This window comes from Symplocastrum torsivum, from assembly GCF_059505465.1.
In genome coordinates this window covers 18,558-30,548 of the sequence record NZ_JCACKQ010000077.1, presented here as the reverse complement: position 1 = coordinate 30,548, position 11,991 = coordinate 18,558, and the positions used below count along the sequence as shown (strand labels likewise).

The following is an 11,991-nucleotide window of genomic DNA, read 5'->3' as shown; positions in this document are numbered from 1 at the left end:
ACACAAAAGACAAAAGCCTCTTTCCTCACTGAAGGAAGGAGGCTTTTTCGCACGCTGACTTCCTCAAAAGTTCATTAATGGGATATCTTTTTGTAGGTCAATAGGCTAGAACATCCAATTTATGAGGCTTTCTGCTTGCTTGTCACCCCTTCAGCTCTTTACCTCTTTATGGGCAACCGCTTCCTATAATTCCACCTCAACCTGTCAAATGAGCGAACCTACAGAAATACAGGTAGCGCTGTTTATTAAGTTTAGCTGCGTAGCAGCTTATTTACTCTCCAATTGTTTTCATATGGTATTTCTCGCCACTAAATCATCCAGCTCCGCATAATTCGGTAAAGTTGTATCAATTGACTTACCCTTTCTGAGGACAATTCGATCATGCTGAGAACGGGATAACACTTCACTAAAGCTGCGCCCTTTGAAGACAATTAAATCTGCTGGAAGACCGACACCAATCCGTCCGACGTTTGGCAAATTGATTAAGTCAGCGGCTGTTTTGGTAACAGTACAAGGCGAATCGCCATAAGGCGTATCTAAATGGGCAATTCTTACAGCTTGGGTGAAGACTTCCAAAACATCATGGTCACCAAACCCATAAAACGGGTCACGGCAGTTATCACTAGCCACTGCAGCAGGAATGCCGTGTTGTTTGAGTTCCTGTAGTAGTGTTATTCCTCGCCCGCGTGGTGTTCGGTTAGGTTGTCTATCTTGGAGATAGAGATTGCACATCGGTAAGCTAACGATGCCAATTCTGGCTTGTTTGACTAAATCAAGGGTTTTTTCGACTACCTCTGGTGATTGCACTGCCAAACTACAGCAGTGACCACAAATAATTTGCCCCGTGAATTCGTTGCGAAGGGCAGCGTCTGCTACTTTTTGTAGGCAAATTGAATCAGGGTCGTCAGTTTCATCAGTATGGAAGTCGAGGTTTAGATTCCGTTCTTTCGCAAGGGAGAATACAGTATCTAGTTGGGCATCTAAATCAGGATGCATAAATGCTACACCACCAAGGATGCCACCAATTTCGGCAATACGATCAGCGAGGATGATGCCTTCAGGGGTTTGGTAATAATCGAGAGTAACGAGAGTAACGGCTTGCAGCGTCACTCGATCTGACCATTCTTGCTGAAGGCATTTGAATACTCCTAGACTGATTGCCGCTTGTTCATCAAACGAGTCAATATGCGTGCGAATTGCTTTGGTTCCGTGGGCGTAGCTACACTTAATCCCAAACTCCATGCGGCGATAGACATCTTCAGCTTGCCAATACTTCTGGCTATCAATTCTTGCTGTTTCTAGAGCGCTGGGAAAGGTACCATCAGGATTAGGAGATCGCTCCCAAATATGACCTTTATCCAGGTGGGTGTGCATATCCACGAAACACGGCCAAACTTGCCCACCCCGCAGATTTACCATTGATGTCTCTTCTATCTCGTCCGTACCTGCTGCAACAATACGCACAATTTCACCAGCAGCAATTTCAATATCCACCAAAGACAAACCATCCCTTGTCTGCCTTGCGGTAATCGCTGCATCCTCAACATTCAATAGCGATACAGGCACATGGGCATTTTTCAGCCAGTAGTGATTCACGGCTGGAATCATCGTATTTTCTCCTACCTAATGCCTTAATTTTCCTGCTTAACGGCGCTCTCGTGCCAGCTTCTTAGGAGAAAATCAGATAGAACCGTTAACCCTACAAAAATGATGACACCTAAACCTGTAGTCATGAATAAAGCCGCAAACATCCGAGGAATTTGCAGATTGTAGCTTGCCATCAGGATTTGGTAAGCTAGCCCTGATCGCGCCCCACCCGTACCCGCAACAAACTCTGCTACCACAGCCCCAATCAACGCTAAGCCTCCACTAATCCGCAATCCACCCAAAAAGTAAGGCATCGCCGCAGGTAAGCGCAGATACAAGAGGGTTTGCCAATGGGAAGCTTTATAAAGCTGGAAAACGTTACTCAGATTATGGTCAACGCTATTAAGTCCCAGCGTCGTATTAGAAACAATTGGGAAGAATGCCACAATCCAGGCACAAACTACCAAGGCAGCAAACGTATTGTTTTTTAGCCAGATGATGATTAACGGCGCGATCGCAACAATTGGCGTTGTCTGCAAAATTACAGCATAGGGGAAAAAACTGCGTTCAATCCACTTACTCTGGGTAAACAAGATTGAAACGAAAAGTCCCGAAACAACTGCCGCAACAAAAGCCGCAATCGTAATTTGTAGCGTGATCATCAATGAAGGAAACAGAGTATTCCAATCTCTAAACAGCGTTTGCACCACCAGCAACGGCCCAGGCAGCAAATAAGGTGGCATCTTTGTCACCCGCACAAAGATATCCCAAGCCAATATTGCTAGGATGCCAACCACCACTGGTGCAATAACATCAACCGAGGCTAACTTTTTCACCCAAGCTGACCAAATCGGTTGAGGTGATCGAGTCACAGCACTCGTTCTACCATTTGCAACAATTGAACTTTGATTGGGCGTAGGAAGCATAGGTATCTTTAAAGTGCCGTATTGTTCTTTGACTGTCCTTACGCTACACTGGCTCTTTCCGAAATGCCTGTCACCGCTTCTGTTAAACGCGCAGAAACTTCCCGGCAATATTCATTACACAATCGAGAAGTGCGGAATTCTTCAGTACGGGGATAAGGTGCATCAATCGCCACATCCGCTACTACCCGTCCGGGACGAGGGGCCATCACAATTACGCGATTCGATAAATACACCGCTTCGTAGATGTTGTGCGTGACAAAAACAACCGTCCAGTGCTTTTGTTGCCAAAGATTCAGCAAATCGCTGTTGAGTTTGCTGCGCGTCATCTCATCCAACGCACCAAACGGTTCATCCATCAACATAATGTCAGGCTTTGTAACAAGTGCCCTTGCGATCGATACCCGCATTTTCATGCCACCGGAGAGTTCACGCGGATAGTTGCGCTCAAATCCTGCTAATCCTACCAAATTGAGGGCTTCTTGCACAGTAGTGCGAGATTCCCGCTTCGGAACACCCGCCAACTTCAGAGGCAGACGAACATTTTCAACCACATTTGCCCAAGGCATCAGCGCTGCTTCCTGAAAGACGAAGGCAAGTTCCGGCTTTTTTTGACCTTCACCCAAACTGATGCTGCCAGAATTCATCTTGCCTAAACCAGCAATCAGGCGCAGCGCCGTACTTTTACCACATCCAGATGGCCCAACTAAGCTGATAAATTCACCCTCACCAATGGTGAGACTCATGTCTTGTAAGGCGACAGTGCCGTTGGAGTAAACCTTATTAACGTGGCTAATTGCGATCGCGTTTGGTGTCGTGCCTGATGCGCTCGCCTGAGACTGCGGCGGAGTAGTGTTGGCAGAGTGATTACTCATCTTAATTTGGATTTTGGATTTCTTGCCTTCATTTTCAGGTTATAGCCTTGCACCTGAACATCCTACTAAGATATATGCTTTAAGCCTTATAAGCATCTACACCCTTATTGATAAATTGTAGGGTGAAGGCTTGTTTATAGTCGGTATCTTTTTTAAAGACACCCTGCTGTGACAGCGTATCAAAAAATGATTTCCAGCGCTCTTCTGTCATTGCGCCAATTCCCTTCGTTTCTGCGTCCCCAGAAATGATAATGCCATATTTTTTGAGATTTTCAATCCCATAGGCAATCTGCTCATCCGTCATTTCCGGATTATCTTTCTTAATCAGTTCATTCGCAGGACTGGGGTCATCTTCTAAATAGCTATACCAACCTTTAATCGAAGCATCGACAAAGCGTTGCACCAAGTCCGGGTTCTTCTCAACCAATTCTTTTTTCGTTTCAATCGTTGTTGAATACGGTGTGTAGCCATTGTCAGCCAGAAGCATCACAACAGGCTTAAATTTCCCCTCTTTCTCAATCTTGAGCGGTTCAGAAGTTAAGTAGCCTTGTTGGGCTGAGGTTTTATCCGCTAAGAATGGCCCTGGATTAAAGTTGTAAGGACGCTTCTGGTCATCCGTAAAGCCAAACTTTCCCTTCAGGAAGGGCCAGAAGGTTGTATTTGCCGCCGCAGAGACGATAATTGGCTTGCCTTTGAGGTCTTCTAGAGAGTCAACGCCGACATCTGGGTGAGCAATCAACACTTGCGGGTCTTTTTGGAACATCGACGCTACAGTAATCTTAGGAATTCCTGCTTCCACAGCTTTAATCGCGTCAGACCCATACCCCATGAAAAAATCAACAGCACCACCCATCAGCAACTGAGTGCCATTGACCTGAGGTCCACCCATCTTAATCGTGACATCCAGACCATGCTCTTTATAGATACCAGTGGCAACGGCTTGATAAAAGCCACCATGTTCAGCTTGAGCAAACCAGTTTGTACCGTAACTAACTTTGTCAAGTTTTCCGCTAGCTGTTGGGGAAGCACTCTGGGATGCTGTTTGATTGGAATTACTGGTGCAAGCTGCAACGATAGCAGACACAACAGTGAGTGAACTGTATTGGATAAACTTGCGACGATTGATTTGGTAAATTCTATTCATCGGAACCTTGCGAGAGATCCACCCTCTGCATAGCAGGGTGGAAAGGGACAATGAGAGATTGTGCAGGACTTAATATCTATTTAAGAATTTTGTATCCTTGATTTTTTGTAGCATAAGTTACGGATTTTATTAATGAAGTAATATTTCTGGAATAATTGCTTTGATTTTCATAACTGTCAAGTTCCAGAACTTCCGTTTGCTCAACCTTCAGGATTATTGGCGCTTTTTAGATCAAGCATGTTCCTTTTTCTTAATTTCAGGGAATTATATAAAAGTAAAACTTTTGAGATTTACTCGCTATTCAAGCGTTCAAGCTTGATTTACTCATATATTTAAGACCTTTGACTTGTCTACTTTACCGTATAAGTTTTTGTCTGAAAAAGATAAGTTACCTGGTACCAATGCCAAGTTTAAACTGAGACAACTAGGTATTTGTCAATAAGCCGTTAACTGGCAATGTCCTACGGAGGTGTTCCAGATAACGCGAAAGGCTTTTGAAACTTCTAGGCTGTGCAATCTGTGGTACCAGCCATAAGCAAGATATTCTTCTGGATTAGTCGATATTTGCAGAAAGTTCGTTCCATACATTCCCGTCTTTTCACTGTCGATAACAACAAAGTTATCTTTGTTGATAGGTTGGTAAGAACCATGAATTTGGTCGGAAGTATACCAATACAGTGATGAGTTAGTAATTTGTTTATGCTTGATAGTTTGTAGCCATTTTTGATTAAAGAACATTTTGAAACACGAGAAAAAGAGGTGATACTTGCCATCTCTGTGGATTACTTGTGGTCGTTCCATGTGATAGTAAGCCCAGTTTTCTATGGCATCAGTGGGCATTGTGACGGCAGGTGGAAGTATTTGGTAAGGTCCAGTAATCTTATCTGCAACGGCTAAACCAACACATCCTTGAAAATTGCCAGGAGCTTTTGCAGAGGCACAAATGAACAGGTAGTATTTACCTGTTTGCTCATCCTTCAATAAAAATGGGTCACGCCAGTGAAAATGTCCTGTCCAGTTGCTGCGTCCGTACCAAGGGTCGTCATGGTTTGGCATGACTAAAGGGCGATCGCTATATCGTGAAAAGTGCAATCCATCTTCAGATACTGCCAAGCCAATTCCTTCATTTCGTAGATGAGGCGGTTCTTTACCGCCTGCTGAGTAGAACAAATAATAAACGCCATCCTCTTTGTAAGTGCAACCCGCACAGACTCTTCCCGATTCCCAAGCATTTGTAGAATCTGGCTCAAGTAGAGTTCCTATCTCTTGCCAGTGTTCTAAATCCGTTGAAATCGCACCACGGATTTTACTAATTGTCCACCAAGGCATCTGTCCTTCTACTCCCTCTAAGTAAAACAGACGGTAAACATCACCATCCTTGAGTATCCAAGGGTCCCACACCATTGGTTGACCTCGGCGGGAGTAACGCAAAATATTGGTAACAGTTTCGCTAAGTCTTAGCTTCCCTTGCTCAAGTAAACCAATAGTTGTCGGGTCTTGGTGTCCTGTTGGAAGCGGCTCAAGGTAGGAAATAATTTTTCGATGTAATGGACTTAACTTCATCTCAATGTTCAGCAGATATTGGCAAACTTAAAGCCGTGGATAAGGTAGGGGAAGCAGAGGAATCCTTATTCCTTCTGCCCTGTGCCTTCTGGCTTATTTTCAGATTAGGCTAAACTCCATTGCTGAGAGATTGGTTTGGCTGTCAACCACTTTTTCTAACTGAAACCCACACTGCTCGAATAACTTCTGGAAGTGTTTCTTGGTACGCCATCCGCCTCCTGGTACAGCAACATTCACCTGCACGGCAAATACTCCTGGCATAATGCCATCGGGAGCGACTTTGGGTTCGTCTAAATCGGGAACAAAGGCTTGCAATAGGACAATTCTGCCGTGAGGAGGCAAGGCTTTCTTGCAGTTGTGTAGAATTTTCATTGCATCTTCGTCATTCCAAGCAGAGATGAAATACTTCATGACGATCGCATCTGCACCCGTTGGCACCTCCTTGAACACATCACCCGCTACAATCTTGACAGCATCTCGCTCAACACCTTGCTGAAGAAGATAAGCAGGAGCGGTTTCAGCAACATAGGGAACCTCAAACAAAATCCCTTTGCAATCAAAACGTTTGACGATTCGAGCAATCAGTCCACCCTGTCCACCACCCACATCCATTACTGTATTAAAACGGCTGAAGTCGTAGACATCTAATAAAGCATCAACAGCATGATCAGTTAAAAAACTCATGGCGTTGATGAAAACCTCACCACTCCAGTCGTTATCTTGGCAAAACTCATACACTCCCTTCCCGTTAGCACGTTCAAACGGGACTTCTCCAGTGTGCAATGCCTCTTCCAACACTTTCCAAGCATCCCACTGTGCAGGTTCAAGCAGGTGCATCGCAAAATGTCCAATTGATGGCCCTTGGTTAGTGACAAGCAACTCCGAGAGTTCAGTCGGGGCAAACACTCGTTCTGGACTTTCTTGCAAGACTTCTAAATGCGCTAAAGCACGAAGGATGAAATAAAGCCGCTCAGGGTGTGTGTTGGTTTGTTGTGCAATCTGCTCTAGACTTTGCGCTCCTTGTGTATGTAATAAGTTGAAAATTCCTAAGCGAGTAGCAGTATAAATGCACTGACTTTGAATAAACGCCAAGACCATGCCAAACAGTTTTTTCTTGGCTTCTACTGAAGAGACGTTGTTATTGAGCGTAGTTGTCATGAGCTTACACTGTGAATGGATTGTATGGAGCTATCTGGGTACTGATGCCGACTGGTGAGGCAGTGAAGCGGAGTGTATTAGAGTTGCGCCGAAATAACTTGCCTGTTGGGTTCGGGAAAAGGACGACACATCAACCTTTTCCCTTTCTCCCTTACCCTTTCCCTTTCTCAATTAGTCCCCTCCTATCTCCACGAGTTTGCCAATATTAAAGTCAATTCTGATCCAACTACCTAATCGGCGCAGATTGTCAAGGAGCAACAGGGGAATTTGCCAGTGATGAACGGTTAGGAAAGGAATTGGGTCATTAACCTGAAAAATGGCATCGGTGCCTCGCCAAATTGTATTCATCCAAGTTTGCAATTGCTGCCACGAACGAACTTGAGTAAGTCGCCATAACTCGTGATACAGCCAATAAGTTGGCTTGCTTGTTGGAAGAGGTTGCAGTGGTTCAGCTAGGGGTTCTTTGCCTAGATACGCCTCTGCTACACCTGGGTGATTGTAGAACATCGTGATTGCAGAATGGGTACGGGGGTTGCACTCGATCGCATATACCGTCCCATCCTCCGCTTGAATGAAATCAAAAGATGCTTGCCCAGTCAGCTTCAGTTCTTTGACAAAATGCTGAACCCATTCAAGGATTTGAGGATTGTCAACGTTCTCGTAGTTAACCTGAAAAGCTGATGACTCACAGCAGCAGTGCAAGCGTAACTCCCCATCTTTTACCGTACTGTGCGTACAGTATTCTTGTCCGGGGATGAACTCTTGCATAATCCAGGGTTTCTCTTCGCTAATTGGCAGACTTTGCACAAAAGCGGCTGTTTCTTCTCGTGTCGCGCAGGGTAGCTTGATGAGATTTAAGCGTCGAACGGAGTCGTAGGGAATGCTTTTGAGGATGTATGGGCGAGTTTCGTTGGAGAAGTCGAAGTTTAGAACTTGCTGTGGATCGGTGATGCGGTACGATTTGGGAACGGACAAGTTAAGCGATCGCGCCGTCTCAGCAAAGGCAAACTTATCATCCAGCATTTTTGTGGTGTCAGCATCAAAGTGAAGTACCTCGCAACACCCAGATAGTACAGGCTTTGCCAGTGAGTCATAGTAGCTGGAAACTGGGCTACAGACGGGAACGTACAGGTCTACGTTCTCCTGTTTAGCAATATTCAGCAGCGCTTGGGTGTAGCCTTCCGGGTCTTTTTGTGGTGCAGGAACCGTATAGAAGCGATCGACTGCATTAGAAAATTGATGACCTGTCAGCCAATACTTGTGAGTCTCCACCAAGATGACTCGATGACCCATTGCATGAAAAGAGCGTGCAAGCTGAAGTGCCTTGGTCATCTTACCGCCCGTCAGCATAATCGTTTTTGGATCGTTTGCTGGCGTGGGCTTCTTTTGTAAGGGTTGGGTAAGCAGATTCCAGACCAACGCAACAAAGACTGCAATGCTGTTGATTGGGAGGGCAATCAGTAGTAAGGCGAGGGTGCCCAGACTTTTTAGCACTGTAGACGTTGGTGTCCGTGTCAGTGTAAGGGATGTCATAAGTGAAGGTCGGACTACAGCAGAATCAATCTGTAACAGTTGCCAAGGCTAGCAGTTGGGATTTTATAGCCATCAGCAGTCAGCTTTGGGCGGTCAGCTTTGGGTCAAATCGGCTCTAGTTAAGGAACGCTCTTCTCCCCTTAATGTCCCAACATTCGTGGCTACTGCTATATAACTAAGCACGGAGGTAAACTCGCTTGAGTTCGCGATCGCGATCTTGATAAGTCGTCCGCGAGTGCAACATACGGAAGTTGTCCCAGATCAGAAAATCATTCTTCGACCAGTTGATCGCAATCTTTTGGTCGTTAAAGAACTGAAGGAAGCGAGTGGCAATGTTATTGAGTGTGCGATCGCTATTTCGGCGCAGTTGGCTGAAGTTAAACCGAACAATCGGTTGTTTTCCAGACTCAACATCGTAGAGTGGATGCTTAACGATACTGCCACTAGGGGTGACAAACTCAAATTTGTAGACAGTGATGTATTCGCGTTCTTCGTTTGATAGTGAATTGACGAAGGCGTAACCATCCGCTAACAAGGTTTGCCCACCCCCACAGGTTGCTGGACTCACGCACCAAAGGCACTGGTAATGTAAGGGACGATGTTCATACTCGTAGCCTTCGGTATGCGGTTCAACCTCACTGGTAGTAAACGCCGGATAGCGATCGCCAAGATTGGGATTGACTTTGATGGTGAATACATATTCGCCGTTGTATTTGTGTGGCAGCAACACGCCAAACTTACTAGCGAACACTAGGTGGTCAAAATCATCGGGTAACCGCTCAAGGTACAGGTAGCCTTGTGTCTTGAGAATCTGCTGAAAGTTTGCGATCGCCGTATCACTTAGGAGACTATCAGCAGTACTCGTTATTGCAACAGGATTGCTCAGCATCAGAATGTTGTTCTTATTACAGTCTTGCATGAAGGAATACAGGAAGATGAGCAAGGCTTAAGGTTGCTCATCTCCCTATCCCATTGGTTAGAGGTGTCGAATAATCGTTAAACCGTCACGGACTGGCAGCAGTACTTGTTCAACGCGAGGATCGGCAGCAACAACGCGGTTGAACTGCGCGATCGCTTCGCCGTTTTCGCTTCGCTCTTCTGGTGGTAGATAGGGTTGACCTTGAAGTAGCGTATTATCCACACAGATGAAGCCGCCACGAGCAAGCAAGTTACTATCGAGTACAGTTTGGAAGTACTGCACATACTCCTTCTTATCAGCGTCGATGAACACTAGATCGAACGATTCTTGAGCCGTTGCTAGTTTATTGAGCGTTTGCAAGGCTGAACCTAATTCCACCTGGATTTTGTTTCCATGTGGTGACTCACGAAATAGTTCTTGAGCAAACGTAGCGACGTAAGAATCGACCTCGCAAGCCACTAAGACACCCTCTTCTGGCAAAGCCTCTGCCATTGCTAACGCCGAGTACCCTGTAAACATACCGATGTCTAATACCCGTTGGGCACGAGTCATGTGAACGAACATCTTGAGTGCTTGTCCCTCGACGTGTCCAGATAGCATCTCTTGTTCCAGATGCCGATTTGTCGTACCGTCTGAGAATCGCTGGTTCCAGTTCTCCTGACTGGTTTTAAAAGCGATCGCTTTTAAAGCCGGAGACTCTTGAGAAGTACAGGATTCAACGTATGTGTCCAACCCGGATGCAAGCTTTAGCGCTTGCTGTACGTGTTGCTTGATGTCGGCTGACACGCTGGTTTCTTGGTCGAGAAGCTGCGCGGCGGCTTGCAGATGCTCGGTTAAAATGCCTAGTGGTGTAACGGGACGAGGGGATTCTAGGCTCTTTTGATTGAGCGTGTTAACCATTGGTTCCACTCCCAATTAACTGCTGGCTACTACCTGCATAAGCCTCAATGCCTGCGCCTGCACGAGGATAGCTGCTGCACAGGTGCTTGTGTTCAACCAACGCTGCTTTAAGTTCCTCATCCGTTAGGTCGTTAACAAAGTGGCAGGTGCCGATTGGATGCGGCATAGCAGCACGCTGCAAACCATCACGAGTTTGCGTAATTGATTGGGTAGCTTGCCACAAGAGGTCGCTATCTAAGAGAGGATGGTCAAGTGAGAGTCCAATGCGGCTCATTAGTCCTAAGATGCGATCGCGATCATTGGCGGTGATGTATCCTCGTCGTGCAGCAATGGTGGCTGACAATGCCATATCAATTGCCACGGCATGACCATGTAGCAAGGGTACTGCTGGCGCGAGTTCTAGAGTCGGACTCCATGTATGTCCATAAGCGATGACGCGATCGAGATCTATCTCATGCAAGTTGGGAGTTTCTAACTCCAGCATCGTCTTAATCGACTCGTAGTTGACTTGATGAGCGATCGCTTGCAGTTCCGGTGTGCCGTCGATGTAGCCAAAGTGTGTACGAAGCAGTTCTTCTCCGTGTGCCTCTAACCACTCGAACACTCGGAGGTTGGAAACTACAGCAATCTTCACCAACTCTGCCATGCCATTACGGACTTGATCAGTAGGCAGGGTTTGCAAAAAGGAGAAGTCGAGAATCACCTGCTTTGGTGGATGGTAAGCACCGAGACGGTTTTTCAGCTTGCCATGATTCACCGCAACTTTGATCGCGACACCAGCATCAATCAAACCAATGAGTGTTGTGGGAACCCGAATAAAGTTAGTACTGCGACGATACGCCGAACAAGCAAATCCAGCAACATCCGTTAACAAGCCACCGCCAACAATTAAGACAGGTTCCTTCCGTACCAAGCCAAACTCAGCAAAGGCATTAATGATTGTGGCAAACGTATCGATCGTCTTGGTTGGCTCAGTAATGGCAATGGGAAAAATTGTTAGGTCAATATCGTAGTAATTGAAATAGGCTTCAATTTGATTGCCATAGATGCGATGGATATTGTGGTCAACCACTGCAAGGCAACGCCCAAAACTCCTGTAGTTCTCAGCAAGCTCCGTATTCTTGAGATCAAAAGCCCCATTAACAAAAACAAGGCTGAACTCAATTTTCTCATAACCTTCTACACAAAATGCAGTCTCAGTCGCGGCAAACTTTGCCTGAACACTACTCATCTTCTACTATCCTTATTCAACTAGTTTCAGCAATCAGCACAATATGTGTTTACACAGCTAACAGCCATGACAAGAAGCGATCGGCGAACCCTCGAAACAATACCTTGTCATCTAACACAAGCAACTTTGAGATGCACAACTTTACCCTGTGCATCTCT

At 45.8% G+C, this 11,991-nt stretch carries 10 protein-coding genes; all 10 read right to left on the bottom strand.

Going from position 1 to position 11,991, the window contains the following annotated elements; genetic code table 11:
- Positions 1-288: 288 nt before the first annotated feature.
- Positions 289-1,608 carry a cytosine deaminase gene (locus AC5JL3_RS21790; protein ID WP_496076475.1) on the bottom strand — a complete coding sequence of 440 codons (1,320 nt, stop codon included), beginning with the start codon at positions 1,606-1,608 and terminating at the stop codon, positions 289-291.
- A 23-nt stretch (positions 1,609-1,631) separates the two neighbouring features.
- Positions 1,632-2,459: an ABC transporter permease gene (locus AC5JL3_RS21785; RefSeq protein ID WP_496076474.1), complete on the bottom strand. Its 828-nt coding sequence runs from the start codon at positions 2,457-2,459 to the stop codon at positions 1,632-1,634.
- A gap of 92 nt (positions 2,460-2,551) precedes the next feature.
- Positions 2,552-3,385: an ABC transporter ATP-binding protein gene (locus AC5JL3_RS21780; RefSeq protein WP_496076473.1), complete on the bottom strand. Its 834-nt coding sequence runs from the start codon at positions 3,383-3,385 to the stop codon at positions 2,552-2,554.
- Between the two features lie 79 nt (positions 3,386-3,464).
- Complete coding sequence (locus AC5JL3_RS21775; protein ID WP_496076472.1) at positions 3,465-4,529, bottom strand: ABC transporter substrate-binding protein; 1,065 nt, start codon at positions 4,527-4,529, stop codon at positions 3,465-3,467.
- 435 nt (positions 4,530-4,964) lie between these two features.
- Positions 4,965-6,092 carry a family 43 glycosylhydrolase gene (locus AC5JL3_RS21770; RefSeq protein WP_496076471.1) on the bottom strand — a complete coding sequence of 376 codons (1,128 nt, stop codon included), beginning with the start codon at positions 6,090-6,092 and terminating at the stop codon, positions 4,965-4,967.
- A gap of 99 nt (positions 6,093-6,191) precedes the next feature.
- Positions 6,192-7,250, bottom strand: a complete 1,059-nt coding sequence (locus AC5JL3_RS21765) for a methyltransferase (RefSeq protein ID WP_496076470.1) — start codon at positions 7,248-7,250, stop codon at positions 6,192-6,194.
- 171 nt (positions 7,251-7,421) lie between these two features.
- Entirely contained in the window at positions 7,422-8,783 is a 1,362-nt protein-coding gene (locus tag AC5JL3_RS21760; protein ID WP_496076469.1) for an ATP-grasp domain-containing protein, read from the bottom strand.
- A 175-nt stretch (positions 8,784-8,958) separates the two neighbouring features.
- Positions 8,959-9,672, bottom strand: a complete 714-nt coding sequence (locus AC5JL3_RS21755; RefSeq protein ID WP_496076468.1) for a TauD/TfdA family dioxygenase — start codon at positions 9,670-9,672, stop codon at positions 8,959-8,961.
- Positions 9,673-9,759: 87 nt separating this feature from the next.
- Entirely contained in the window at positions 9,760-10,602 is an 843-nt protein-coding gene (locus AC5JL3_RS21750) for an O-methyltransferase (RefSeq protein ID WP_496076467.1), read from the bottom strand.
- The gene (locus AC5JL3_RS21745) at positions 10,595-11,833 is read right to left on the bottom strand and encodes a sedoheptulose 7-phosphate cyclase (protein WP_496076466.1); all 1,239 of its coding nucleotides are present in this window, start codon (positions 11,831-11,833) and stop codon (positions 10,595-10,597) included. The genes AC5JL3_RS21750 and AC5JL3_RS21745 overlap by 8 nt, the downstream gene beginning before the upstream one ends.
- Positions 11,834-11,991 lie beyond the last annotated feature (158 nt).

Excerpts from the sequence above, each read along its gene's own strand:
- AC5JL3_RS21745 (WP_496076466.1), bottom strand. The coding sequence starts at position 11,833 with ATGAGTAGTGTTCAGGCAAAGTTTGCCGCGACTGAGACTGCATTTTGT.
- AC5JL3_RS21770 (WP_496076471.1), bottom strand. The coding sequence starts at position 6,092 with ATGAAGTTAAGTCCATTACATCGAAAAATTATTTCCTACCTTGAGCCG.
- AC5JL3_RS21755 (WP_496076468.1), bottom strand. The coding sequence starts at position 9,672 with ATGCTGAGCAATCCTGTTGCAATAACGAGTACTGCTGATAGTCTCCTA.
- AC5JL3_RS21790 (WP_496076475.1), bottom strand. The coding sequence starts at position 1,608 with ATGATTCCAGCCGTGAATCACTACTGGCTGAAAAATGCCCATGTGCCT.
- AC5JL3_RS21760 (WP_496076469.1), bottom strand. The coding sequence starts at position 8,783 with ATGACATCCCTTACACTGACACGGACACCAACGTCTACAGTGCTAAAA.
- AC5JL3_RS21750 (WP_496076467.1), bottom strand. The coding sequence starts at position 10,602 with ATGGTTAACACGCTCAATCAAAAGAGCCTAGAATCCCCTCGTCCCGTT.
- AC5JL3_RS21780 (WP_496076473.1), bottom strand. The coding sequence starts at position 3,385 with ATGAGTAATCACTCTGCCAACACTACTCCGCCGCAGTCTCAGGCGAGC.
- AC5JL3_RS21775 (WP_496076472.1), bottom strand. The coding sequence starts at position 4,529 with ATGAATAGAATTTACCAAATCAATCGTCGCAAGTTTATCCAATACAGT.
- AC5JL3_RS21765 (WP_496076470.1), bottom strand. The coding sequence starts at position 7,250 with ATGACAACTACGCTCAATAACAACGTCTCTTCAGTAGAAGCCAAGAAA.